This is a genomic window from Roseovarius tibetensis (assembly GCF_050896375.1).
Classification (GTDB): Bacteria; Pseudomonadota; Alphaproteobacteria; order Rhodobacterales; family Rhodobacteraceae; genus Roseovarius; species Roseovarius tibetensis.
In genome coordinates, this window is sequence record NZ_JBPBBB010000003.1 from 198,782 (window position 1) to 223,362 (window position 24,581).

The 24,581-nt window shown below is 64.7% G+C and carries 21 protein-coding genes; 7 read left to right on the top strand and 14 right to left on the bottom strand.

Annotated features, from left to right (window positions below; all coding sequences use genetic code 11):
• Nucleotides 1–24: 24 nt before the first annotated feature.
• From ACROSR_RS03930 to ACROSR_RS03940, 3 genes are all read right to left on the bottom strand, one after another.
• The gene (locus ACROSR_RS03930) at nucleotides 25–588 is read right to left on the bottom strand and encodes a fasciclin domain-containing protein (RefSeq protein ID WP_432682465.1); all 564 of its coding nucleotides are present in this window, start codon (nucleotides 586–588) and stop codon (nucleotides 25–27) included.
• 103 nt (nucleotides 589–691) lie between these two features.
• A complete protein-coding gene (locus ACROSR_RS03935; RefSeq protein WP_432682466.1) occupies nucleotides 692–1,387 on the bottom strand; it encodes an anti-sigma factor in 696 nt (231 codons plus the stop codon).
• Nucleotides 1,384–1,926 (bottom strand): sigma-70 family RNA polymerase sigma factor, encoded by a 543-nt coding sequence (locus ACROSR_RS03940; protein ID WP_432682490.1) that lies wholly within the window; start codon nucleotides 1,924–1,926, stop codon nucleotides 1,384–1,386. Before ACROSR_RS03940 ends, ACROSR_RS03935 begins: the two co-directional genes overlap by 4 nt.
• Before the next feature lie 164 nt (nucleotides 1,927–2,090).
• Between ACROSR_RS03940 and cobS the strand changes: the two genes are divergently transcribed.
• From cobS to mnmH, 3 genes are all read left to right on the top strand, one after another.
• Nucleotides 2,091–3,077 (top strand): cobaltochelatase subunit CobS, encoded by a 987-nt coding sequence (gene cobS / locus ACROSR_RS03945; protein WP_432682467.1) that lies wholly within the window; start codon nucleotides 2,091–2,093, stop codon nucleotides 3,075–3,077.
• Nucleotides 3,078–3,101: 24 nt separating this feature from the next.
• Nucleotides 3,102–4,979, top strand: coding sequence for a cobaltochelatase subunit CobT (gene cobT, locus ACROSR_RS03950; protein ID WP_432682468.1), 1,878 nt, complete (start codon nucleotides 3,102–3,104; stop codon nucleotides 4,977–4,979).
• Between the two features lie 175 nt (nucleotides 4,980–5,154).
• Nucleotides 5,155–6,186, top strand: coding sequence for a tRNA 2-selenouridine(34) synthase MnmH (gene mnmH / locus ACROSR_RS03955; protein ID WP_432682469.1), 1,032 nt, complete (start codon nucleotides 5,155–5,157; stop codon nucleotides 6,184–6,186).
• A gap of 6 nt (nucleotides 6,187–6,192) precedes the next feature.
• Here the strand turns inward: mnmH and selD are convergent, their stop codons facing one another.
• From selD to betI, 7 genes are all read right to left on the bottom strand, one after another.
• A complete protein-coding gene (gene selD, locus ACROSR_RS03960; protein ID WP_432682470.1) occupies nucleotides 6,193–8,391 on the bottom strand; it encodes a selenide, water dikinase SelD in 2,199 nt (732 codons plus the stop codon).
• An 80-nt stretch (nucleotides 8,392–8,471) separates the two neighbouring features.
• Nucleotides 8,472–10,247: an SLC13 family permease gene (locus tag ACROSR_RS03965; RefSeq protein WP_432682471.1), complete on the bottom strand. Its 1,776-nt coding sequence runs from the start codon at nucleotides 10,245–10,247 to the stop codon at nucleotides 8,472–8,474.
• A gap of 253 nt (nucleotides 10,248–10,500) precedes the next feature.
• Nucleotides 10,501–10,737: an HP1242/YdcH family protein gene (locus tag ACROSR_RS03970; RefSeq protein ID WP_432682472.1), complete on the bottom strand. Its 237-nt coding sequence runs from the start codon at nucleotides 10,735–10,737 to the stop codon at nucleotides 10,501–10,503.
• Nucleotides 10,738–10,852: 115 nt separating this feature from the next.
• Entirely contained in the window at nucleotides 10,853–11,488 is a 636-nt protein-coding gene (locus ACROSR_RS03975) for a thermonuclease family protein (protein WP_432682473.1), read from the bottom strand.
• A gap of 112 nt (nucleotides 11,489–11,600) precedes the next feature.
• A complete protein-coding gene (gene betA, locus ACROSR_RS03980; RefSeq protein ID WP_432682474.1) occupies nucleotides 11,601–13,256 on the bottom strand; it encodes a choline dehydrogenase in 1,656 nt (551 codons plus the stop codon).
• A 58-nt stretch (nucleotides 13,257–13,314) separates the two neighbouring features.
• On the bottom strand, nucleotides 13,315–14,832 hold the full coding sequence (gene betC / locus ACROSR_RS03985) for a choline-sulfatase (protein ID WP_432682475.1): 1,518 nt from the start codon (nucleotides 14,830–14,832) through the stop codon (nucleotides 13,315–13,317).
• Nucleotides 14,829–15,413 (bottom strand): transcriptional regulator BetI, encoded by a 585-nt coding sequence (betI, locus tag ACROSR_RS03990; protein WP_432682476.1) that lies wholly within the window; start codon nucleotides 15,411–15,413, stop codon nucleotides 14,829–14,831. The genes betC and betI overlap by 4 nt, the downstream gene beginning before the upstream one ends.
• Nucleotides 15,414–15,651: 238 nt before the next feature.
• Between betI and ACROSR_RS03995 the strand changes: the two genes are divergently transcribed.
• The 4 genes from ACROSR_RS03995 to choV all read left to right on the top strand — a co-directional run bounded on the left by ACROSR_RS03995 (nucleotide 15,652) and on the right by choV (nucleotide 20,179).
• A complete protein-coding gene (locus ACROSR_RS03995) occupies nucleotides 15,652–17,205 on the top strand; it encodes an ABC transporter substrate-binding protein (protein WP_432682477.1) in 1,554 nt (517 codons plus the stop codon).
• A 105-nt stretch (nucleotides 17,206–17,310) separates the two neighbouring features.
• Entirely contained in the window at nucleotides 17,311–18,237 is a 927-nt protein-coding gene (locus ACROSR_RS04000; RefSeq protein WP_432682478.1) for a choline ABC transporter substrate-binding protein, read from the top strand.
• A gap of 80 nt (nucleotides 18,238–18,317) precedes the next feature.
• Entirely contained in the window at nucleotides 18,318–19,154 is an 837-nt protein-coding gene (gene choW, locus ACROSR_RS04005) for a choline ABC transporter permease subunit (protein ID WP_432682479.1), read from the top strand.
• Nucleotides 19,151–20,179, top strand: coding sequence for a choline ABC transporter ATP-binding protein (gene choV, locus ACROSR_RS04010; RefSeq protein WP_432682480.1), 1,029 nt, complete (start codon nucleotides 19,151–19,153; stop codon nucleotides 20,177–20,179). Before choW ends, choV begins: the two co-directional genes overlap by 4 nt.
• A 141-nt stretch (nucleotides 20,180–20,320) precedes the next feature.
• Here the strand turns inward: choV and ACROSR_RS04015 are convergent, their stop codons facing one another.
• The 4 genes from ACROSR_RS04015 to ACROSR_RS04030 form a co-directional block, all read right to left on the bottom strand.
• The gene (locus ACROSR_RS04015; protein ID WP_432682481.1) at nucleotides 20,321–21,241 is read right to left on the bottom strand and encodes a DMT family transporter; all 921 of its coding nucleotides are present in this window, start codon (nucleotides 21,239–21,241) and stop codon (nucleotides 20,321–20,323) included.
• Nucleotides 21,242–21,337: 96 nt separating this feature from the next.
• Nucleotides 21,338–21,931: a LysE/ArgO family amino acid transporter gene (locus ACROSR_RS04020; RefSeq protein ID WP_432682482.1), complete on the bottom strand. Its 594-nt coding sequence runs from the start codon at nucleotides 21,929–21,931 to the stop codon at nucleotides 21,338–21,340.
• A gap of 32 nt (nucleotides 21,932–21,963) precedes the next feature.
• The gene (gene ettA / locus ACROSR_RS04025) at nucleotides 21,964–23,619 is read right to left on the bottom strand and encodes an energy-dependent translational throttle protein EttA (RefSeq protein WP_432682483.1); all 1,656 of its coding nucleotides are present in this window, start codon (nucleotides 23,617–23,619) and stop codon (nucleotides 21,964–21,966) included.
• Between the two features lie 119 nt (nucleotides 23,620–23,738).
• Nucleotides 23,739–24,344 (bottom strand): DVUA0089 family protein, encoded by a 606-nt coding sequence (locus ACROSR_RS04030; protein ID WP_432682484.1) that lies wholly within the window; start codon nucleotides 24,342–24,344, stop codon nucleotides 23,739–23,741.
• Between the last annotated feature and the right edge of the window lie 237 nt (nucleotides 24,345–24,581).

Sequence of the window (24,581 nt, forward strand, 5' to 3'; positions counted from 1 at the left end):
CGCAGATCGCGGAATCCGTCCGCGTCACTCTGGCTTGGGCGGCAGGATAACGCGGTCGACGACATGGATCACGCCGTTGGACTGCTGGACATCGGCGATGGTGACGTTGATCACGCGCCCGCGCTCGTCTTCGAGCATTATGTCGTTGCCCGAATAGGTCGCCTTCAATTCGCAGCCGCCAAGCGTCGGCACGATGTGCATGCCACCGTCATCGTCGATCATGCCCTTGATCGCCATCGCCATGGCATCGGCACCGACCACGTGGCAGGTCAGGATCTGCGTCAGCTGATCGCGGGCGCCGGGTTCCAGCAGTTTCTCGACCGCGCCCTCGCGCAGCATCCCAAAGGCCTCATCTGTCGGGGCAAAGACCGTGAACGGTCCCTCGCCCGACAGGGTCTCGACCAGCCCCGCGGCCTTGACCGCCGCAACCAGCGTCTCGTGATCGGCGGAATTGACTGCGTTTTCGATGATGTTCTTCTGGGGCGACATCTCGGCACCGCCGACCATCGGGTTGTCCATCGCCGCGACGGCCATTGTCGCGGTCATTGCCAAGGCGCCTGTTGCGGCCAAAATCCTGGTACGTGTCATGTCGTGTCTCCTAAGTTGGATCATGTTGCCCAAAGCCCGTACAGCCTCGGGTCGCCAGCAGACACGCAAGCCGGCGCGAAATAGTTTCAAACTTTTTTCCAGATCAGATGTCGCGCACCGGTCCGACCGCAAGAACCTCGCCCGTGGGTGCGCCGGTGGGCGAGCCGCCCGCGGGCTCGTCCGAAATCGCAAGGACCGATCCGTCGAACCGGTCGCGCAGGCCGTCCGGCACCGGAAGCACGCCTCGCGACTCTTCGGGCATCACCCCGAGCGAGACAGGCGCCGCCTCTCCGGCGATCAACCACAGCTCCAGCGCGCGGCCTTCGGCGGGGCCGCCCGCCTCGCGTTGCACAAACAGCCTGCCGGTGACGTCGTCATATATCGCCTGCACAACGAGGCTGCGATCCTCGGTGGCCAGTTCCGCGACATACGGCGCATCGACCGGTGGCAGCGGCGCCCGTTCGAACAGGCCGCCAAGACCGATAGCGAGGACCAGAACGATCGCTGCCGCCAGCCCGCCAGCCCATGGCAGAAAGCGCCTGTACCACGGCGCGCGTGGCGCGACACCGAACAGATCCGCCTCGATGCTCTTCCAGACTCGGGCGGGCGGGTGCTGCGGCGCGATATCCAGGGTCATCCCCGTCAGGTCCTCGGCCCATTGCGCGTAAACCGCGCGCAGGTCGGGGTCCCGGGCCAGGCGCGCCTCGAACATGGCGGCCTCTTCTGCCGAGAGCAGACCGAAGGCATATTCCCCCGCGAGGACGCGGTCGTCCCGTTCCGGCTGATCCTGATCGCTCATCGCGTCAGACACTCCCGTAGCTTCAAGAGACTGCGACGCAGCCATGTTCGCATCGTGTTCAGCGGCACGTCGAAACGCGCCGCAAGATCTGCATAGGTCTCACCCTCAAGGTAGGCGCGGCGCACGGCCTCGGCATGATCCGTTCCCAACTCCCCGAAGCAGGCGACAAGGCGCCCGCGTTCGGAGGCGGCGATGGTCGCGTCCTCGGGCCCCTGCCCCGGATCGGCGAGGCGGTCCTCGATCTGCGCATGATCCTCGCTTCGGCGCAGTCGGCGCAGACGATCCACGGACGCATTGCGCGCAATGGTGATAAGCCACGTCATCGGGCTGAACCCGTTGACATTATACCGCGCCGCATTGTCCCAGACCTTGACGTACACCTCCTGAAGCACCTCTTCGGCCTCGGCGCGGTCAGACAAGACACGCAAGGCAATGCCGAAGAGTTTCGCCGAGGTGCTGTCATAAAGCGCGCGGAACGCCGCGCGGTCCCCTTGGGCCACGCGCAGGATCAGGTTTTCGATATCGCTGCGCGTCGCCATGAAGCCGCCAAGTTCCTCGTTCACGGACATTCTATCACGCAAAGCCCGTATGACCAGTGGTCAACAGGGTCCGCGCCGGGCCGATATTACCCCTTCCCCTTGCCCTTCTGCGCGATATGTTGCAACACGCGGCATGTGAAACGACCCGATGAAGGACCGGCGATATGGCTGACGGCACGATGGACATCAACGCGAAACCGACCGAGGAGATTTCCGTCCGCGATACGTTCGGGATCGACAGCAACATGGTCGTCAAGGGATTTTCCGAACCGACCGAGCGCGTGCCCGAATTCGACCCGACCTACAAGTTCGATCCCGACACGACCCTCGCGATCCTCGCGGGGTTTTCACATAATCGCCGGGTGATGATCCAAGGCTACCACGGCACCGGCAAGTCGACCCATATCGAACAGGTCGCAGCAAGGCTGAACTGGCCCTGCGTGCGCGTCAATCTCGACAGCCATATCAGCCGGATCGACCTGATCGGCAAGGACGCGATCAAGCTGCGCGACGGTGTGCAGGTGACCGAGTTCCACGAGGGCATCCTGCCTTGGGCGCTGCGCAACCCCACGGCCATCGTTTTCGACGAATACGATGCGGGCCGCGCCGACGTGATGTTCGTCATCCAGCGTGTGCTCGAGGCCGACGGCAAGCTGACGCTGCTGGACCAGAACGAGGTGATCACGCCCAACCCCTATTTCCGCCTGTTCGCGACCGCCAACACAGTGGGTCTCGGCGACACAACGGGTCTCTATCATGGCACCCAGCAGATCAACCAGGGCCAGATGGACCGCTGGAGCCTGGTGGCGACGCTGAACTATCTCAGCCATGATGCGGAGACCGCGATCGTGCTGTCGAAGAACCCGCATTACAACACCGCCGAAGGGCGTAAGACCGTCAGCCGCATGGTGACCGTCGCCGACCTGTCGCGCACCGCCTTCATGAACGGCGAGTTGTCGACGGTTATGAGCCCGCGGACGGTGATCGCCTGGGCCGAGAATGCGCAGATCTTCCGCGATGTGGGCTATGCCTTCCGGCTGACATTCCTCAACAAATGCGACGAGCTGGAACGTCAGACCGTGGCTGAATTCTACCAGCGCTGTTTCGACGAGGAACTGCCGGAAAGCGCCGCGAATGTGAGTGTGCGCTAGATCCGCTGGCGCAGGGGACCCGCAATGAACAAACCCACCGACAACCCGGCCGACCCGTTCAAGAAGGCGCTCGCCAACGCGACCAAGGTGATGGCCGACGATTCCGATCTGTCGGTCAGCTATTCGGTCGATCCCAGCGGGGTTTCCGGCGACGCGATGCGGCTGCCGCAGATCTCGCGCCGCATGTCCAAGGAGGAAGTGCTGATCGCGCGCGGGACGGCGGACGCGCTGGCGCTGCGCCACAAGTTCCACGATGCCGGCCTGCACGCCCGCTACAGCCCGCAAGGCGACATGGCCCGAGAGCTTTACGAGGCGATGGAGACCGCCCGCTGCGAGGCCGTCGGCGCGCGTGAAATGCCCGGCACGGCCACGAATATCGACGCGCGGATCGGGCAGGATGCGGCCCGGCTGGGATACGATCAGATGACTGCGGCCGCCGACGCCCCGCTGCCGGCCGCTGCGGGCTACCTGATCCGTCACCTCGCAACGGGCCGCGACATGCCGGCCGGCGCGCAGAACGTGATGGAGCTGTGGCGCGACTTCATCGAAAAGCAGGCCGGCGGCACGCTGGAAAACCTGCAGGATACGCTAGCCGATCAGACCTCCTTTGCCAAGTTCGCCCGCCGGATCATCGAGGATCTGGGCTATGGCGACCAGTTGGGCGACGACCCCGACGACTCGCAGGATGACGAGGACGACGAGGCCGAGGACACCGGCGAAGATCAGGACGAGCCCGATAACAGTGGCGAAGACGACAGCCAAGAGGACGAGGCCGACGCCGATCCCGAACGCAGTCAGGATGAACAGCAGGACGCGGCGCAGTCGCAGGTCAGCATGGACGATCTGGCCGATGACGAGATGGACGACGAGACCGAGCTGCCCGAGGGCGAGGCCCCGCTGGAGCCGCCGACACCACAGCCAGTCTCGGATGCCGATCCCACCTACACCGTGTTCGACGCCACCCACGACGAAGAGGTCCGCGCCGAGGATCTGGCCGAACCGATCGAGCTTGAACGCCTGCGCGCCTATCTCGATCAGCAGCTCGACCCGCTGAAGGGGGCCGTGTCGCGGCTGGCCAACAAGCTGCAACGCCGGCTTCAGGCGCAACAGAGCCGGTCCTGGGAGTTCGACCGCGAGGAAGGCATCCTGGATGCCGGGCGGCTAGCCCGTGTGGTCGCCAACCCGACCACCCCGCTCAGCTTCAAGGTGGAAAAGGATACAGAGTTTCGCGATACGGTCGTGACACTGCTGCTGGACAATTCCGGCTCGATGCGGGGGCGGCCAATATCCATCGCCGCGATCTGCGCCGACGTGCTGGCGCGCACGCTCGAACGTTGCTCGGTCAAGGTCGAAATCCTCGGTTTTACCACCCGCGCGTGGAAGGGCGGGCAAAGCCGTGAAAAGTGGCTGGCCGACGGTCGCCCGCAACTGCCCGGACGGCTGAACGATTTGCGTCACATCGTCTACAAGTCCGCCGACGCGCCGATGCGGCGGACGCGCGACAACCTGGGCCTGATGATGAAGGAAGGGCTGCTGAAGGAGAATATCGACGGCGAGGCGCTGGAATGGGCGCACAGGCGGACGGTGGCCCGCAAGGAAGCGCGCAAGATCCTGATGGTAATCTCCGATGGTGCCCCGGTGGATGACAGCACGCTGTCGGTCAATCCCGCCAATTACCTTGAAAAGCACCTGCGCGACGTGATCGCCATGGTCGAACGCCGCCGCCAGGTCGAATTGCTGGCGATCGGCATCGGCCATGACGTGACGCGCTATTACGACCGTGCGGTAACCATCACCGATGCCGATCAACTGGCCGGCGCGATGACCGAGCAACTGGCCGCGCTGTTCGACAACGATCCCCGCGCGCGGGCCCGGTTCATGGGCTTGCGCAAGGCGATATGATCCGGGCGGCGCCGGACGCCGGCGCCGATTGCGATCACCGTCCCCCGGCCCGGCCGCCCGCGCGCCCTGTGCGGTGCAGGTGGACCGGGGGCCGCTGACGCCGAAACGGCTTGATTTCCCCCGACACGCGGCGCATGCACGGGCCAACGCGCCAGCAGGATACCCGCACCGCACGATGCCCATCACCCTCAAGACCCTTGGCGACCTCGACGCGCGGCCCTTCGACGAGATCATCGATGTACGCTCGCCATCGGAATATGCCGAGGATCATGTGCCCGGCGCGATCAACCTTCCCGTCCTGTCGGATGATGAGCGCGCGCGCGTCGGCACGATCTACGTGCAGCAGGACAGGTTCCTTGCGCGCAAGGTCGGGGCCGCGCTTGTCGCACGCAACGCGGCCCTGCATCTGGAAACCACGCTTGCGGATCGTGATGGCGGCTACCGCCCGCTGGTCTATTGCTGGCGCGGCGGGCAGCGGTCGGGATCATTCACCGGCATCCTGCAACAGATCGGCTGGCGGGCGGACACCATTGCGGGCGGCTATCGCAGCTATCGCCGGCTGGTCTCGGCGGCGCTTTACGATTCGCCGTTCCCCGCGCAAATCATACTGATCGACGGCGGCACCGGCACCGCCAAGACGCGGCTTCTGGGTCACCTTGAGCATGAGGGCGCACAGATCCTTGATCTCGAAGGTCTGGCGGCGCATCGGGGGTCTGTCTTCGGGTCCATGGCGCACCCGCAACCCGCGCAAAAGGGGTTCGAAAGCAGGCTGGCCGATCAGGTCAGACGGCTCGATCCCGCGCGCCCTGTCTTTGTCGAGGCCGAGAGCACGCGCATCGGCCGGATCAACCTGCCACCCGCACTGGCTGTGGCGATGAAGGCCGCGCAGGCCGTGCGGATCACCGCGCCGCTTGGCGCGCGTGTCGGGCACCTGATGGCAGAGTATGAGGATCTGGACCCGGCGCAGATCGAGGCGACGCTGGGACGGCTCGTACGCTTTCACGGGCACGAGGTGGTGGCGGAGTGGCGCGATCTGGCCGCGAGGGGTGACCTTGCGGCGCTGGTCGAGGCGCTGATCACGCAGCATTACGACCCGCGCTACACGCGCATGACGACGCGGCATGACGGGCCGACGCTGGAACTGGCGGACCTCACGGACGCAACACTCGCCGCGACCGCGCGACGCCTGATCGCCGGGCACGGCTGACGCGGGCTAGACCGCGCGTATCTCTGCCGGGCCATCGATCACGCGCCCGATGATCGCCGCATCGTGACCGGCGGCGCGCAGGGCCTCGATGTGCGCCGCAGCTGTCTCGGGGGCGACCGCCGCCAGCAACCCGCCCGCCGTTTGCGGATCGTGCAACAGCACCGCGCGCGGGCCGTCCCCTGCCCCGATCACCGGGGCCGCACGACGGTTGGCCGTCCAGACCGTCGACCGTATGTCTTGCGCCGCAAGCCCCTCGGCCCCGGCAAAAATCGGGATCGCGGCCAGATCGAGATGCGCGGCAACACGGGATGCGCGGCAGATGGCGGCAAGATGCCCGGCCAGTCCGAAGCCCGTCACATCCGTCATCGCATGGGCATCGCCAAGGATCTCTGCCGCGTCGCCCTGGGGCTTTGCCAACACTGCGAGCAGCGCCACGATGTCGCCACCTTGCGCCAGCCCGCGCATTTCCGCGGCCAAAAGCGTGCCCGACCCGATCGGCCGCGTCAGGATCACCGCGTCACCTGCCCGTGCGCCACCGGTGGAAATCGCCGGCCGGTCCAGCAGCCCGGTCAGTGTGAACCCGATGCTCAATTCTGCCCCCATGTTGGAATGCCCGCCGACGATCTCGGCCCCGGCCCCGCGCAAGGCCGCCCCGGCCTGCGCCATGATCTCGGCCATCGTGCGGGCCTGCAACGGCTCGGACATGCGCGGCAGGGTGATCGACACCAGTGCGGCCTGCGGACGCGCGCCCATGGCCCAGATATCGCCAAGCGCATGCAGCGCGGTGATCCGCGCCATGCGCCCGTAATCCAGAATGAACGCGCGCAGATGATCGGTTGTCAGGACCTGCCGCACCCCGCCCATCTCCAGAAGCGCCGCGTCATCGCCCGGCCCGGTCAGGATGTCGGGGCGCGTGCCATGGGGTTGCGCCGCCAGCGTGTCGGCCAGCACCGACGGCGCCACCTTGCTGCCGCATCCCCCGCAAAGCGGATCGTCTCCGGTCTCTTCGTCAAGGGCCGTGACGCGCGGCGGCTTTGGTGCCGGCATCGACGGAAGCGCGGTGAACTGCGTCATGAACCGGCGGTCGATCCGGTCTTTCCAGTGCCAGAGCAACGGCCCCGAGACGGTCAACCCCGCCTTCTCGGCCAGCGCCGATTTTTCGCCAAGCGAGACAAGCTTCAGATAATGGCGTTGCGGTCGGAAGCGACGCAACCGGCCCCCGGAAAGCGCCGCGCGCAGATTGTCCCGCAGCACCGGCGCGGCACGCACCGCGAACACGCCGGCCTTTGGACGCGGCGCATGGCTCAGATGCGCGCAATCGCCGGCGGCGAACAGCGTCTCGGTGCCCTCGACCCGCAGATCGGGACCGACGCGCAGAAAGCCGTGATCCGTCACCGGCAGGCCGCTCTCGGCGATCCAGGGATGGGCGCGCGCACCTGCGGCCCCCGCCGTGAACGCGGCGTTGATCCGTCTGCCATCGCTCAGGATGACCTGCGTATCCGTAATCTCGGCCACTTGCGCATCGGTCATGACGGTCACGCCCATCTCCCCGAGTGCGCGCAGCAGGCGGGTCCGGGGCCCCGGCGTGTCGGGAGTGATCTGCGCGCTGCGCTCGATCAGGGTGATTTCGGCGCTTTCCGGGGCTGCACCGGCCCGTTGCATCGCCTGCCGCAGCCGATGCGCCATGGCCATCGCCAGTTCGACCCCGGCAATCCCGCCACCGACCACCGCTATGCGCGGCGCGGCGTCACCCGCCGTCACGCGTGCCACGAACCTCTCCCAGGTCTGGGCAAACGGACCCAGCGGCTTGACCGCCATGCCATGCGCGGCAAAGCCGGGCAGTTCGCGCATCGCGGAATGGATGCCGACATCGACGCTGGCCACATCATAGGCAATCTCGCCATGGCCGTCGACGGCGATACGCCGCGACCTTGCGTCGATCTCCGTGACCGCCCCGATCAGAAGACGCGCGCCCGCAAAGCGCGCCAGCCGCACAAGGTCGATCTCCAGCGCATCACGCCGGTAATGCCCCGCCACCAGCCCCGGCAGCATGCCGGTATAGGGGGCCATCGGGTTCGGGTCGATCAGGGTAAGCCGCGCCCCCGGCACGGGGTCCATGCCCCACATCCGCAGCACGAGGGCATGCGCGTGCCCGCCCCCGACCAGAACCAGATCGCGCGACAGAGACGTGGGTGATGACATCATGACAGGGTCCTCCGAACAGCATCATGGGCATACGCCATCGCGACCGCCGCGAAAAGCGCGACACGAGCGCCCGGCCAGCGTCAGAACGGGAAGAAAAGCGGAATGACCAGAACCGCGACCACTGCGAAAATCGCATTGAGCGGCAGCCCGACCACGATGAAATCCCGGAACTTGTACCCCCCCGCGCCGTAGACGAAGGTATTTGTCTGGTATCCGATGGGTGTGGCAAAACTGGCCGAGGCCGCGAACATGACGGCGATGATGAACGGCCGGGGATCGAACCCCAGTTCCAGCGCAATCGCGATGGCGATCGGACCGACGAGGACGGCGACGGCATTGTTCGACACCATCTCTGTCAACACCGAGGTCATCACGTAGACGGCCGCAAGCACCGCGATGGGGCCCAGACCGCCGACCAGATAGATCACCGACTCGACCACAACGCGGGCCGCGCCCGTCTCCTCCATGCCCATGCTCATGCCGAGCATGCCGAAGATCAGGAACAGGATGCGCCAGTCGATCGCATCGAACGCCTCGTCCGGGTCGAGACAGCGCGTCAGCATCACCACAGAGGCCCCGATCACCGCCAGCCCTGCGATCGGCATGATACCGGCCGCGGCCAGCCCCATCACGATGGCGATGATGCCAATGGCCAGCGGGGCCTTGTCGCGGCGCACCGGGCGTTCGGATGTCGTGGTCAGGTTGATGATCCCGCCGTCATCCATCATCCGGCGCAGCCCCTCGGGCGGGCCTTCAAGCAGAAGCGTGTCCGCGAATTGCAGCCGCGTGTCCTGAATGTCGCGCGAGATGTTCTGTTCGTGGCGATGCACCGCCATCAGGTAGACACCGTATTTGCGACGCAGTTTGAGATCCTTGATCGGGCGCCCGCGCAGATGCGAATTGGGCCCAACGCTGGCCTCCATGGTGATGGTGCGGTCGGCGGTCACCGGCTCGAACCCGCTTTCGTCCATGTCGCGGAACTCGACCTCGCCATCGTCCTTGAGCCCGAGGATCTCGCCGGTATCGGTCTTGATCACAACGCGGTCCCCGGCCATGAGCGCGAGCTCCTTGAGGTGCCGGCGCATCGACACCTCGCCGCGCACCACGTCTAGGATGCGGGCCCCGGACTTGTTGAAGGGCAACTCGTCAAGGCTCTTGCCGATATAGCGCGATTCATGCGGTATCAGCAGACGCGCCAGAAACTTGCGCTTGCTTTCATGCCCCAGAACCGAGGCGAGCGATGCGCGATCCGGCAACAGGAACCGCCCCGCCAGCACCATGTAAAGCACCCCGACCGTGCACAGAACGAGACCCGGCAGCGTCATCTCGAACATCGACAGGGGCGGCTGACCCGCATCTGCGGCGACACCGCTCATCAGGATGTTGGTCGAGGTGCCGACCAGCGTCAGCGTGCCCCCGAAGATCGCCGAATAGGATAGCGGGATCAGCAGCCGCGACGGCGCCACCCCGAGCGAACCGGCCAGCGAAATGATCACGGGCGTCAGCAGGATGACCACGGGGGTGTTGTTCATGACGGCCGACGCGATCATCGAGCCGAACATCATCAGCAGGATCGTGCGCAAAAAAGAGCCGCGCGCCTGCTTGCGCAGGAAATCCCCGATCAGTTCCAGAACACCGGTGCGTTCGAGGGCCGCCGACAGTATGAACATCATCGCGATGGTGATCGGCGCGGACGAGCTGAAGACCGTCAGGAAATCCGAAGTCTGGATGATACCCGTCGCCAGCAGCACCGCCGAAGCGGCAAGCGCTGTCACTTCCGGCGGGTAGATCTCCTTGATGAAGAAGATGAACACCACCGCCAGAAGCACCAGAACGAAGATCTGTTCGAATGACATGCGCGGCTATCCAACCTTCGGGCCCTGTCCATATGGACGTGCACTTAACGATGGAGCCAGTCGGAATTTCAACCGTTAATTCGCAGGTTAGCCCGCATGGCGCGAAATTCGGCACATATCGCCCTGCCGGCAAGGGGTCTGCACCCGATCGCATGACGGCATGACCCGGCATGGTGCGGGACGCATCGGGTATCGTAAAACGGCGTCCCGCACGGGTCCGATCTGCATGGTCGCGGCCGTCGAAAGGCCGCGTTCAGGCGGTCAGCATGTGATAGAGCTGGTCCTTGAGGTTGGCACGCTTCTTGCGCATCTCGACTTCGGTCAATTCCTCGACCGGAGACACCAGTGTTTCCGCCCCGTGGATCTGCCGGTTGATGTCGTGATACTCATCGGCCAGCCGGGCGAAATGGGCGTCGGTCTGCTTCATTTCGCTGATCTTGTCGGCAAGGTCGGGAAACTCTTCATGCAGCTCGTGGGGGGTGTGGGACATCGTGCTAATCCTTGTTTGATGGTACCAGTGACACGGTAAGGGACCATGATGCGGATGGCCTTGATCGGGATCAAACGCGCGCCCGTCGGGCCTGCACTGCGTCACCTTCGGATCCCTATCGCCTGGCCCGCCGCCATCCCGCCGCGCGCGCCTCGGCCTCGGCACAGAACCAGCGTTCCCCGGCCTCGGTGCGGATGACGGTCCGGTCATAAAAGGCCTGCCCCGGCACATGATAAATCCGCGTGCCCGAGCGGCCGATATTGCCCTTGATCGTACAGGCGGGATCTGTCGGCGTAGCCGGGCGCGCGGATGGCGCGTATTGCGTCCGCCGGTATATGTCGGGCCGTACCATCCGCTGACCGTGCAATCCGCGTCCAGCCCGCCGTGCCGCCGTTTCATCCGGGTGATAGTCCATGGAATACGTGCGATACGCCAGTGCCAGCCCGTCCCGCACCATTATCCGGCCCAGATCCTGCCCGGCCAGTGTGCAGCGCGCCACCGTGCGCCCGTATCTATCCGTGTCCATCACCTCGCACCTCAGTTTGCGCGCGCCGATACGCGCCCGAACCTCGTGCGCGACCCAGCGGCCACAGTCCCATCTTAAACCGGCCCGGTCGGTGCACGGCTGCCCCAGTTCCGGCGCGTCGATCCCGTGCAGGCGCACGCGCGTGGTTCCGACGTCCAGCGTGTCGCCGTCCACGACGCGCACCTCGTCGCCAAACACCTGCCCCGATCCGGAAACAGGCCACAAGGACAGGACAAGAACAAGGATACATCGCACCATGCCGCCTTATGGAAGGCGGTAGCAGGGCACTCAAGACGAAAGGTGAACAAAAGGTTAATTTCACAAGGTCACGGCAGGATCACCGCTGCGTCACCTCCCAATCGGGATGCATCCAGGGCTCTGAATTATCTGCGGGCAGGCAGCGGCCAAGGACATGATCGGCGATCTTCTCGCCGGCCATGATCGAGGGCGCGTTGAGATTGCCGTTGGTGATCCGCGGGAAGATGCTCGAATCGGCCACGCGCAGCGCCTCCACGCCGATCACGCGGCCTTGCGGGTCGACCACCGCATCCGGGTCGTCGGCGCGCCCCATCTTGCAGGTGCCGCAAGGATGATAGGCGCTTTCGGCGTGTTCGCGGATGAACGCGTCGAGATCCTCGTCGCTTTGTACATCTGCGCCCGGCTGGATCTCGTGGCGTGTGTAGGGCGCGAAGGCAGGCTGGCCGAGGATCTCGCGCGTCAGGCGGATGCAGCGCCGGAAATCGATCCAGTCGCTGTCCTCGCTCATGTAGTTGAAGCGGATCACCGGATCATCGGCCGGGTCATTGCTGCGCAGGGTGACGGAGCCGCGCGAGGCGCTGCGCATCGGCCCGACATGCGCCTGAAATCCGTGCCCCTCGGCCGCGGCCTTGCCGTCGTAGCGCACTGCGATGGGCAGGAAATGAAACTGGATATCGGGATAGTCCACGCCGGGGCCCGAGCGGATGAAGCCGCAACTTTCGAACTGGTTGGAGGCCCCCGGCCCGCCCCGGCCCAGAAGCCAGCGCAGCCCGACCCAGGCCTTGCCCGGCAGGTTCCAGTATTTGTACAGACTGACCGGTTGGCTTGCGGCGATCTGGATGTAAAGCTCCAGATGGTCCTGCAGGTTGGCCCCCACGCCCGGACGGTCGGCGACGACCGGGATCCCGTGATCGGCCAGATGCGCGGCGGGGCCGACACCCGACAGCATCAACAGCTTGGGCGAGTTGATCGAGGACGCGGCAACGATCACCTCGGCGCGGGCGCGCACGATCTCGGTGCCGCCGCCACGTGCGATCTCGACACCTGTCGCGCGGCCGTCCTCGATCACCACGCGGCGGACAAAGCCGCGTATCAGATCGCAGGTCTCGCGCTTGAGGGCGGGCCGCAGATAGGCGTTGGCCGCCGACCAGCGCTGGCCCTTGTGGACCGTCATCTCAAACGGTCCGAACCCTTCCTGTTGGTGGCCGTTATAGTCATCGGTCGCGGGATAGCCGGCCTCGACGCCGGCCTCGATGAAGGCACGCACCAACGGGTTGCGCATGCGGCCGCGGCTGACATGCAGCGGGCCGTCCTGTCCGCGCCACGCCGGATCGCCCCCATGCCCGCCGTCATGCCAGCACTCCAGGCGTTTGAAATAGGGCAGCACGTCGGCAAACCCCCAGCCATCGGCCCCCTGATCGCGCCAGTGGTCGTAATCGCGCGCGTGACCCCGCACATAGACCATGCCGTTGATGCTGCTGGAGCCGCCGATCACCTTGCCGCGCGGACAGGCCAGTCGCCGCCCGCCGAGATGCGGCTCGGGCTCTGTCTGGTAGCCCCAGTCGTAGCGGCGCATGTTCATCGGATAGCTCAGCGCGCCGGGCATCTGGATGAACGGGCCGGCATCCGTGCCGCCATGCTCGATCACCAGAACGGAATTGCCGGCCTCGGCCAGCCGGTACGCCATGGCGCACCCGGCGCTGCCCGCGCCGACGATGACGTAATCGGCCTCCATCAGCGTTGCTCCTTGGGGCTGGCGGTGGATTTCGAGTATTTCTGGAAAGGTGAAACCATCATTCGCCTCGCGGGAAACGCTGGTTTTCCTCGACCTCGTTGAGATTCATGTGGTTGCGCATGTAGCGCTCGGACGCCTTTTGCAGCGGCTGGTAATCCCACGGGTAGTAGCCGCCCTCGCGCAGCGCCTCGTAGACGACATGGCGCCGCGCCTGGCTCTCGCGGATCTGGGCGTCGAACGCGTCGAGATCCCAGCGGGCGTCTGCCTCGGCGCGCAGCCGTGCCAGCGTGTCGGCATGAGCGGAATCGTCGGCGAGGTTGGTCAGCTCGTGCGGATCGGCGTCGAGGTCGAAGAGCTGCTCGGGGTCGAGCGCGCAACGCGTGTATTTCCAACGCGTGTCGCGCAACGCGACAAGCGGCGCATAGCTCGCCTCGGCGGCGTATTCCATCGCCACGGGGGCCTCGCGCGACCCGCCCTGCCCCAGCGGGACAAGCGACTGCCCCTCGACCCAAGGGTCGATCTCGGACATGTCGGCGCCGGCCAGATCGCAGAGCGTGGGGCAGACATCGATCGTGCTGACCGGGGCGGTGACGCGGCCGGGTGCCATGTCCGGGGCCGCGATCATCAGCGGCACGCGCGCCGAGCCCTCGTAGAAGGACATCTTGAACCACAGCCCGCGCTCGCCCAGCATGTCGCCGTGATCGGCCACGAATAGGATGATCGTGTCCTCGGTCTGCCGCGTGCCCTCCAGCGCCTCCATCACCTGGCCGATCTTGTCGTCGATATAGGAGATGTTGGCGAAATAGGCCCGGCGCGAGCGACGGATATCCTCGTCGGTGATCTCGAAGGAGCGCCAGTCATTGGCGTCGAAGATGCGTTGCGAGTGCGGGTCGTGATCGGTGTAGTCCATCGCCGGGACCTGCGGGAGCAAGTGCTCGCAGTCTTCGTAGAGATCCCAGTACTTGCGCCGCGCGACATATGGATCATGCGTGTGGGTGAAGCTTACCGTCAGGCACCACGGCCGCGGGTCGTGCCCGCGCCCCAGATCGTAGACCTTCTGCGCGCCGTGAAAGGCCACCTCGTCGTCGTATTCCATCTGGTTGGAGATCTCGGCCACGCCCGCGCCGGTGACGCTGCCGAGGTTGTGATACCACCAGTCGATGCGCTCGCCGGGCTTGCGGTAATCCGGGGTCCAGCCGAAATCGGCCGGGTAGATGTCGGTCGTCAGCCGCGCCTCGAAGCCGTGGAGCTGATCGGGGCCGACGAAATGCATCTTGCCCGAGAGGCAGGTCTGGTAGCCCGCGCGGCGCAGGTGGTGGGCGAAGGTTGGGATGTCGGCCGAGAATTCGGCGGCGTTGTCGTAGACGCGGCTACGGGACGGCAGCAGCCCGGACATGAAGCTCGCGCGCCCCGGCGCGCAGAGCGGGCTGGCGGTGTAGGCATTGGCAAAGCGGGTGGAGCGATCCGCCAGCCGCCTCAGGTTGGGCGCGTGCAGCCAGTCCGCCGGGCCATCCTCGAACAGCGTTCCGGTCAGCTGGTCCACCATGAAGATCAGGATGTTGGGCGTTTGGGTCATGGGGTCTCTCCCGGCAGGCTGGTGTCAAGGTAATGCAGCAGCACGTCGATCGCGGTCTCGGGTGCGATTCCGCCCTCGCCGAGCGCCTGGCGGATGTAGAGACCGTCGATCATCGCGGCGCAGCCACGGGTCAGGGTGCGCGCCTGATCCGCGTCGATCTGGCGGATCGCGTGATGCAGGTTCGAGCGCAGCCGCCGCTGGTAGATGTTCAAAAGCTTGCGGGTCGCATCGGACCGCTGCGCCTGGACATAGAAATTCAGCCAGGCCGCGACCATCTCAGGGCGGAACTGCGCGGGGGTGAAGCTGGCGCGGATGATCGCCTCGATCCGCTCGCGCGGGGTCTTCGCCATGATCAGCGCACCGCGCACCTCGGCGGCGTAAAGCGTCAGGATGTGGCGCATTGCCGCCACGAAGATCTGATCCTTCGATCCGAAATAATGATGTGCCAGTGCCGAGGACATGCCGGCCCGCCGGGCGATCTGCGCCACGGTCACGTCCAGAGAGCCGCGCGCGCCGATTTCGCAAATCGTGGCATCCATCAGCGCGGCCCGTCTTATGGGCTGCATTCCTACCTTTGGCATGTCCTGGTCTGTCTCCTGCTTGCCATATGTCGGCTAATGATATTTAATTGATCCGTCAATCAATAAAGCGGGACATCCTTTCGTGAGACGCACCTGTCGCTACACCAACGACGTTGTAATTCACTGCGACGTCATATTAGCGTAGTCTGATCACAACCGACCGTGACGGCAGATCGACCCATTGGCCCGACGCCGGCACAGAAAGGTCCGGACCAAAATCAACCAAGGGAGACGACCGATGACCATTCTCAATTCAGGCCGCATGAATCGCCGCGGCTTCATGGCGACCTCTGCCGGGGCTGCCCTTGCCGCGGGCCTTCCGCTGCGTGCGGCGGCCCAGCCAAAGCGAGGCGGGCACCTGCGTGCCGCGATCGGCCACGGGGCGACCACCGACACGCTGAACCCCGGCACCTACGAGAACAGCTTTACCACCTCGCTGTCCTACACCATCCACGGCCACCTGACCGAGGTCGCGCAGGACGGATCGCTGCGCCCCGAAGTGGCCGAAAGCTGGGAAGCGTCGCCCGACGCCAAGGTGTGGCGGGTCAAGATCCGCAAGGACATCACTTTTCATTCCGGCAAGCCGCTGGAACTGGCCGACGTTGTCAACTCGATCAACTTCCACCGCGGCGAGGACAGCACATCGGCCGCCGGGCCGATCGTTGCCCCGATCCAGGAGATCACGACCGAGGGCGACGACACCGTTGTTTTCACGCTTGATGGCGGCAATGCCGACTTTCCGTTCATCCTGGCCGACTATCACCTGGCGATCTGCCCCGCCGATGGCGACAGCATCGACTGGCGCTCGGGCGATGGCTGCGGCAGCTATGTGCTGCAGGACTTCAATCCGGGCGTCTCGTATTCGGTCGAGCGTCGCCCGGATCACTGGCGCGACGACGTGGCGTGGTTCGACAGTGCCGAGGTGCTCGCCATCGTCGATCAGAACGCCCGCACGACCGCGCTTGTGTCGGGCGACGTTCAGGTCGCGGACCGGCTGGACCTCAAGACCGTCAACCTGCTGGAGCGGCGGCCCAACATCCAGGTGAACGCGGTGGCCGGTACGCAGCACTACACCTTCGCCATGGACACGCGCGAGGCGCCCTATAACGACAACAATGTGCGCATGGCGCTGAAATACGGCATCGACCGGCAGGAAATGGTCGACAAGATTCTCTTCGGCTACGGGTCCGTCGGCAACGATCACCCGATCGGCCCGAACCAGCGGTTCTTCAACGACGAGCTGGAGCAGAAGAGCTACGATCCCGACAAGGCAAAGTACTACCTCAAGCAGGCCGGCCTCGACAGCGTCGACGTCACCCTGTCGGCAGCCGAGGCGGCCTTCGTCGGCGCGGTCGATGCCGCGGTCCTGTTCCAGAACTCCGCCGCCGAGGCCGGCATCAACCTGAAACCCTCGCGCGAGCCCAATGACGGGTACTGGTCCGATGTCTGGATGAAAAAGGACTTCGCGGCGGTCTACTGGTCCGGCCGCGTGGTCGAAGACCAGATGTTCTCGACCGCCTATCAGTGCGGCGCGTCGTGGAATGACAGTTTCTGGTGCAACGAGCGGTTCGATGAACTGCTGGTCAAGGCGCGCTCGGAACTCGACGAGGACAAGCGCCGTGAAATGTATTACGAGATGCAGGCGCTGGTCTCGAACCAGGGCGGCGTGATCGTCCCGATGTTCGCCAACTGGGTGTTCGGCAATTCCACGGACGTCGCCCATACCGAGGAGATGAGCTCGAACTGGGATGTGGACGGCATGCGCTTTGTCGAGCGCTGGTGGTTCGCCTGATCGGCCATGACCGCACCTTTGCCGGGGCCCGGTGGCAGCGCCAGCCGGGCCCCTGGCCAAACCGGGCCGCGCGCCCGACAAACCGATAACGGGAGACTCTATACCATGATTTTCAAGACCCCCCTGACCGCGCTCGCCCTTGCGACCGCCGCGGGCCCCGCCCTTGCCAATTGCGAGACGGTGACCTTTTCCGACGTGGGCTGGACCGACATCACCGCCACCACCGCCGCGACGACCGTGGTGCTGGAGGCCCTGGGCTATGACACCGAAACCAAGGTCATCTCGGTCCCGGTCACCTACCAGTCGCTGGCCGCCGGGGATATCGACGTGTTCCTGGGCAACTGGATGCCGACGATGGAAGGCGACATCGCCCCTTACCGCGAGGAAGGAACCGTCGACACCGTCCGCACCAACCTGACCGGCGCGAAATACACGCTGGCCACAAACGCGGTCGGGGCAGATCTCGGGATCACCTCGTTCGGGGACATCGCCGAGCATGCCGAGGCGCTGGACGAGACGATCTACGGCATCGAGCCGGGCAATGACGGCAATCGCCTGATCCTCGACATGATCGAGGCGGACGCGTTCGGCCTGTCGGGCTTCGATCTGAGGGAAAGCTCCGAACAGGGGATGCTGGCGCAGGTCAGCCGCGCCGACCGCCGCGACGAGCCGATCGTGTTCCTCGGATGGGAGCCGCACCCGATGAACTCCAATCACGACATGACCTACCTGACCGGCGGGGATGACTGGTTCGGCCCCGATCTGGGTGGGGCTACCGTGCACACCAACACGCGCGCAGGGTATGTCGAGGAATGTCCCAACGTGGGGCAGTTCCTGCAGAATCTCGAATTCACGCTAAGCATGGAGAACGAGATCATGGGCGCGATCCTGCAGGACGGGACCGATCCCACAGAGGCCGCGCGCACGTGGCTGCGGGCCAATCCCGACGCGATCGCCCCATGGCTCGACGGTGTGACGACCCGTGATGGCAACGACGCGATGCCGGCCGTCAAGACCGCGCTCGGGATGTAAGATCCCGTCGCACCGCCCCGCCCCGGACCGGGGCGGGGCACCCCGCGTTTTTCCGACAATCAAAAAGGGCATGTCTTCCCATGGACTGGCTGAGCGAGCACAAGATCCCCGTGGGCCAGTGGGCCGAGAATTTCTTTCGCTGGCTGCAGGACAACGCCGCCGGGTTTTTCGATGCGCTGTCGCTCATGATGGAATGGCTGATCGAGACCTTTCTGTGGGTGTTGCAGACGCCGCATCCGTTGATCATCGTCGCGGTCTTCGTGGCAATCACCTGGACGCTGCAGCGCAACTGGAAAACCTGCGTTTTCGTGATCCTCGGCTTCCTTTTCATCCTCAATCAGGATTACTGGGAAGAAACCACCGAAAGCCTGACGCTGGTGCTGTCGTCGTGCATCTTCTGCATGGCAATCGGCGTGCCCATCGGCATCGCCGCCGCGCACCGGCCGCGCCTGTATGACGCGATGCGCCCCGTGCTCGACCTGATGCAGACCCTGCCGCCCTTCGTCTATCTCATCCCGGCGATCGTGTTTTTCGGCATAGGCATGGTGCCCGGCCTGATCGCCACGGTGATCTTCGTGGTGCCTGCGCCGATCCGCCTGACACATCTGGGGATTTCGTCGACGCCGCAGCCGCTGCTGGAGGCCGCGCAAGCCTTCGGGTCCACGAACAGGCAGACGCTGCGGAAGGTGGAACTGCCTTACGCCCTGCCGCAGATCATGGCCGGGCTGAACCAGACCATCATGCTGTCGCTGTCGATGGTGGTGATCGGCGCGCTGGTGGGGGCCGACGGGCTGGGCGTGCCAGTGCTGCGGGCGATCAACACCGTCAATATCTCGCTCGGCTTCGAATCCGGGCTGATGATTGTCGTGGTGGCCATCGTGCTTGACCGGATGCTGCGCATGAAGGACCGAAAATGACCGATGTGAGTGTCAGATTCGACAATGTCTCCATCGTCTTCGGCGACGCGCCAGAGACGGCCCTGCCCCTGATGGATGCCGGACAGTCGCGATCCGAGATACAACAGGCCACCGGGCAGGTCCTCGGCGTGCATGATTGCGATATCTCGGTCGCGCCCGGCGAGATCGTCGTGCTCATGGGGCTTTCGGGCTCCGGCAAGTCCACGCTTCTGCGCGCCGTCAACGGTCTCAACCCCGTCACGCGCGGCAAGGTCGAGGTGCATGATGGCACGTCCATGGTCGACGTGACCCATGCCACCCCGGCCTCGTTGCGCCACCTGCGCCAGCAGCATATCGCGATGGTGTTCCAGCAATTCGGCCTGTTGCCATGGCGCACGGTCGCGCAGAATGTCGGGCTTGGCCTCGAACTTGCCGGCGTCCCGAAATCGGAACGCGCCAGACGGGTCGTGAACCAGCTCAACCTCGTCAGCCTGTCCGATTGGGCCGACCGCAAGGTGGGCGAGCTGTCGGGCGGCATGCAGCAGCGCGTGGGCCTCGCCCGTGCGTTCGCCACCGACGCGCCGATCCTGCTGATGGACGAGCCGTTCTCGGCCCTCGATCCGCTAATCCGCAATCACTTGCAGGACGAGCTTCTGGATCTTCAGGCCTCGCTCGGGCGCACGATCATCTTTGTCAGCCACGACCTTGACGAGGCGTTCAAGATCGGGGACCGCATCGCCATCATGGAGGGCGGGCGCATCGTGCAATGCGGCACCCCGCAGGATATCTTCACCAACCCCGCCACCGATTACGTGGCAGAATTCGTGGCCCACATGAACCCGCTTGGGGTGCTCTGCGCGCGCGACCTCATGGAACCGGCCACCGGCACACCGGCCGCCAGCGTACCGCCCGGTGCCGCGATCCAGACGGTGATGCAACAACTGCTCGGCGGCGACGTGACGTTGGGCGTGGTGCAGGACGGCGAACTTCTGGGTCAGATAACCCGTGATCGTATTCTGACGAAATTGCTCGATCCGCGCGGCTGAGACGCCGCGAGGCAGGCGCGGGGCCGTCGGTCATGGTGTCCCGAGCGCGGCTGTGGCGGCACAGACCTGATTGCGGCGCGCGTCATCCTCGTCGCCATACTGGGACGGATGTTATTCGACCTGCACCGCGGCGCGCAGCCATCATATCCGCGTGGCCGGAACCGGCGGTGTCACCCGCCGCTTCAACACCGCCTCGCGCCAACTGATAAAGCTGACCGCCCCCACGATGATGGTGCCGCCCAGAACCACGAACAGGTCGACGCCTTCGCCAAAGACAGTCACCCCAAGGATGACCGCCCAGACAAGCTGCAGAAAGGTCACGGGCTGGGTGACGGCAAGGGGCGCGGCCCGGAAAGCCAGCGTCATCGTGTAATGACCGCAGGTCGCGACACAGGCCACGCACGCAAGGATCCCCAGTTCCCACAAGGTCGGCGTCACCCATACCGCCCAGGCCACCGGCGCAAGCCCGACTGTCACCGTCAACGACAACATGGACACGACCACACCGGCGCTGACCCGTCCGGATATCATCTTGGCCAGCAAATAGGACCCGCCAAAGAACACGGCCGTGAACAGCATCGCGAGATGGCCCGGCCCGACCTCGCGAAAGCCCGGTCTCAGGATGACGACCGCCCCGCACAAGGCAACCACCACGGCCAGAACCCGGCGCGCCGCCAGACGCTCCCCCAGAAACAGTGCCGCGCCGAGGGTCACGTAGATCGGCGACAGGTAATTCATCGCCGTCACGTCGGCGATGGGAATGCGCGCCATCGCGTAGAACCACAGGGCGACGCCGGCGGTGTGAAAGGCGCCGCGCGCCGCGATCAGGCCCCATGTGCCGCGATCGGGCCGCAACGACCACATGGTGCCCAATATCGGCAGCACGAAGACCAGCCCCATTGCATAGCGCAGGAACGCTGCCTGCGGCGCGGGGACGCGTGTTCCCAGAACCTTGACCAGCGCCGTAACGGCAACGAACAGGATGCCCGTCACCACCATCCAGAAAACGCCCCACCCCGGACGCGCCGCCAGTTCGGGATATGTGCTCTGCTGTGGTGTCATTGTGGCATTAGCACATGGCGGCTATCACCTGTCGAGCGCGATAGGCCGCCAGATCCATGTTTTTAATGCAATACCCTGTCCCGCCTCGCGCATGGCTCAGCCGGTCAAAAGGCCGATCGCGATCGCCCACATGACCACCCCGACGCCCCCGTCAAGGACGCGCCAGCTTGTCGGGCTGCGAAACATGGGGGCCAGCAGGCGTGCGCCATAGCCGAGCGCGAAAAAGAACACGAAGCTTGCCGTCACCGCACCGGCGCCAAAGGCCAGCCGGTCGGGATACTGGGCCGAGACCGCGCCCAGAAGAACCACGGTATCGAGATAGACATGCGGGTTGAGCCATGTCAGCGCGAGGCAGGTCAGCACCGCCCGGCGCAGACTGGCCGCCCCGGTCCCGGCCTGCATCGCCGCTCCGCCGCGCCACGCGGCCAGGAAGGCGCGCGTGCCATAGACGGCCAAAAACGCGGCCCCGCCATAGCGCATGACGCGCTCCAGCCCCGGCACGGCCTCGGCCAGCGCGCCGAACCCGGCGACGCCAACCGTGACCAGCACGGCATCCGAGACCGCACAGACCAGCACCACAGCCAGCACATGCTCGCGCCTAAGCCCCTGTCGCAGCACGAAGGCATTTTGCGCCCCGATGGCGAGGATCAACCCCAGCCCGAGCGCGAAGCCTGCAATGGACGATTGCATCTCGGGCTACCCGCGCTTTGCTGGACGCGGTCTCACCTGGAAAATTTCTTGTGCTTCACGCGCTTGGGTTCCAGCGCATCCGCGCCGAGGCGGCGTTTCTTGTCTTCCTCGTAGTCGCTGAACGCGCCCTCGAACCATTCGACATGCGCCTCGCCCTCGAAGGCGAGGATATGCGTGCAGATCCGGTCGAGGAAAAAGCGGTCGTGGGAGATGACCACGGCGCAGCCGGCGAAATCCACCAGCGCATCCTCGAGCGCGCGCAGGGTTTCCACGTCGAGATCGTTGGTCGGCTCGTCGAGGAGCAGGACGTTGCCCCCCTCTTTCAAAAGCCGCGCCATGTGCACGCGGTTGCGCTCGCCCCCCGACAGAAGCGAGACCTTCTTTTGCTGGTCGCCGCCCTTGAAGTTGAAGGACGAGCAATAGGCGCGGGCGTTCACCTCGGCATCGCCCAGCTTGATGATGTCCTTGCCGTCGGCGATCGCCTCCCAGACATTCTCGTCGGGTTTGAGATCGTCGCGCGACTGGTCGACATAGGACATCTGCACGGTGTCGCCGTACTCGATCGTGCCTTCGTCCGGTTCCTCGTGGCCGGTCAGCATCTTGAACAGCGTCGACTTGCCCGCGCCGTTGGGGCCGATCACCCCGACGATACCGCCGGGCGGCAGGGCAAAGCTGAGATCCTCGATCAACAGCACGTCGCCCATGTGCTTTTTCAGCCCCTCGACCTCGATCACCTTGGACCCCAGGCGCGGGCCGTTGGGAATGACGATCTGCGCACGCGACAGTTTCTCGCGCTCTGACTGGTTGGCGAGCTCGTTATAGGCGTTGATCCGGGCCTTCTGCTTGGCCTGGCGCGCCTTTTGGCCCTGCCGCATCCATTCGAGTTCGCGTTGCAGGGTCTTCTGCTTGGACTTGTCTTCCTTGGCCTCACGCTCCAGCCGCTTGGCCTTCTGTTCCAGCCAGCTTGAATAATTGCCCTCGTACGGGATGCCGCGCCCGCGATCGAGTTCGAGAATCCAGCCGGTGATGTTGTCGAGGAAATAGCGGTCGTGGGTGACGATCAGGATCGTGCCCTTGTAGTCGATCAGATGCTGTTGCAGCCACGCGATGGTCTCGGCGTCAAGATGGTTCGTCGGCTCGTCCAGCAGCAGCATGTCGGGGGCTTCGAGCAGCAGCTTGCACAGCGCCACGCGGCGTTTCTCGCCGCCCGACAGTTTCGTCACGTCGGCATCGTCGGGCGGGCAGCGCAGCGCCTCGAGCGCGACGTCGATCTGGCTGTCGAGATCCCACAGGTTGTCGCTGTCGATCTCGTCCTGCAGGGCCGCCATTTCGTCGGCGGTCTCGTCGGAATAGTTCATCGCAAGTTCGTTGAACCGCTCCAGCTTGGCCTGCTTCTCGGCCACGCCCAGCATGACGTTGTCGCGCACGCTGAGGGTTTCATCAAGCTGGGGTTCCTGCGGCAGGTACCCGACGCGGGCACCCTCGGCGCGCCACGCCTCGCCCGTGAACTCGGTGTCGAGGCCGGCCATGATCTTCATCAGCGTCGACTTGCCAGAGCCGTTGACGCCCACGACGCCGATCTTGACGCCGGGCAGGAAATTCAGGTGGATATCCTCAAAGCACTTCTTGCCGCCCGGGTAGGTCTTGGAGACGCCCTGCATGTGGTACACGTATTGGTAGCTGGCCATGGGACTCCCTTTCTACAGGTCTTGTTCGTTCGGATAGCTTCTGACGCAAACGACGTCTATGGCTTAAACAGAAAACGGCGCCCCACAAGGGCGCCGCTACTAAAAAAATATTTAGTAAGTTAGAGGCGACGCCTCATAATCCCAAATGCTCCAACTGCCATGGCGAGAAGTGGGAGGCTTGCAGGGATAGGGACGGGAGAGGTCGGTGTACTCGCACTTTCAACGTTGAGCACGTCGAACGCCCACTCACCTGTGCGGCTATACCCACCAGCGTCACAGAAAATGTTAGCGGTACACCCGTTCAATGATGCCGTGAAGTTGCCCGCACCGTCTTGGGCGAACCCGTCTGAAAGGTTGGGTCCATTGGCAAAATTGTCATACTGCATCACCGATACTGTGTAGCTGCCAGCGGCAAGTGTTGACGACAACAAGGTGTCGTACGTTAGAGAAGTCACCGGGTCGGCGGGAACGCCAGATCCATCATCGTTTTGATTAATCAACGCGCCGGTCGAGTCGAACAACGCGAGGATCGGGTCGAAACCGCCTGCCGATACTACATTACCATCGGCTTGTGTTCCACCTGCATAGGAGTACGTGCGCAAAGTTACAGTTGACGACGCTCCCACTAGAAAGTTGAACAACTGGACATCATCGTCTTGATCAAACGTCCCAGTGAAACTAAAGTCTGCAGCCTGCACAGATCCTGCGCCGATAACGATTATCAACGCGGTCGCGCTCGCTTTAAACTGCTTTCACATTTTCATCTCTTATGCCTCCAAATACAACACCAAGACGGAATAGAATCGCATTGGACATTCGCGTCAACGATTCGTTAGCAACTTTTAGCGCGCCTTGAGTCCGACATTCCCCAAGTGGCCTACCATCTGACGTCAAGATCCCATGACGAGGCCAGCGGATCAAGCGTATTTGACCGCGAGCTGTATTCGCGGTCGCGGAAACGC

Coding starts and splice junctions, on each gene's coding strand:
- ACROSR_RS03930 (WP_432682465.1), bottom strand. CDS start 588: ATGACACGTACCAGGATTTTGGCCGCAACAGGCGCCTTGGCAATGACC.
- ACROSR_RS03935 (WP_432682466.1), bottom strand. CDS start 1,387: ATGAGCGATCAGGATCAGCCGGAACGGGACGACCGCGTCCTCGCGGGG.
- ACROSR_RS03940 (WP_432682490.1), bottom strand. CDS start 1,926: ATGGCGACGCGCAGCGATATCGAAAACCTGATCCTGCGCGTGGCCCAA.
- cobS (WP_432682467.1), top strand. CDS start 2,091: ATGGCTGACGGCACGATGGACATCAACGCGAAACCGACCGAGGAGATT.
- cobT (WP_432682468.1), top strand. CDS start 3,102: ATGAACAAACCCACCGACAACCCGGCCGACCCGTTCAAGAAGGCGCTC.
- mnmH (WP_432682469.1), top strand. CDS start 5,155: ATGCCCATCACCCTCAAGACCCTTGGCGACCTCGACGCGCGGCCCTTC.
- selD (WP_432682470.1), bottom strand. CDS start 8,391: ATGATGTCATCACCCACGTCTCTGTCGCGCGATCTGGTTCTGGTCGGG.
- ACROSR_RS03965 (WP_432682471.1), bottom strand. CDS start 10,247: ATGTCATTCGAACAGATCTTCGTTCTGGTGCTTCTGGCGGTGGTGTTC.
- ACROSR_RS03970 (WP_432682472.1), bottom strand. CDS start 10,737: ATGTCCCACACCCCCCACGAGCTGCATGAAGAGTTTCCCGACCTTGCC.
- betA (WP_432682474.1), bottom strand. CDS start 13,256: ATGGAGGCCGATTACGTCATCGTCGGCGCGGGCAGCGCCGGGTGCGCC.
- betC (WP_432682475.1), bottom strand. CDS start 14,832: ATGACCCAAACGCCCAACATCCTGATCTTCATGGTGGACCAGCTGACC.
- betI (WP_432682476.1), bottom strand. CDS start 15,413: ATGCCAAAGGTAGGAATGCAGCCCATAAGACGGGCCGCGCTGATGGAT.
- ACROSR_RS03995 (WP_432682477.1), top strand. CDS start 15,652: ATGACCATTCTCAATTCAGGCCGCATGAATCGCCGCGGCTTCATGGCG.
- ACROSR_RS04000 (WP_432682478.1), top strand. CDS start 17,311: ATGATTTTCAAGACCCCCCTGACCGCGCTCGCCCTTGCGACCGCCGCG.
- choW (WP_432682479.1), top strand. CDS start 18,318: ATGGACTGGCTGAGCGAGCACAAGATCCCCGTGGGCCAGTGGGCCGAG.
- choV (WP_432682480.1), top strand. CDS start 19,151: ATGACCGATGTGAGTGTCAGATTCGACAATGTCTCCATCGTCTTCGGC.
- ACROSR_RS04015 (WP_432682481.1), bottom strand. CDS start 21,241: ATGACACCACAGCAGAGCACATATCCCGAACTGGCGGCGCGTCCGGGG.
- ACROSR_RS04020 (WP_432682482.1), bottom strand. CDS start 21,931: ATGCAATCGTCCATTGCAGGCTTCGCGCTCGGGCTGGGGTTGATCCTC.
- ettA (WP_432682483.1), bottom strand. CDS start 23,619: ATGGCCAGCTACCAATACGTGTACCACATGCAGGGCGTCTCCAAGACC.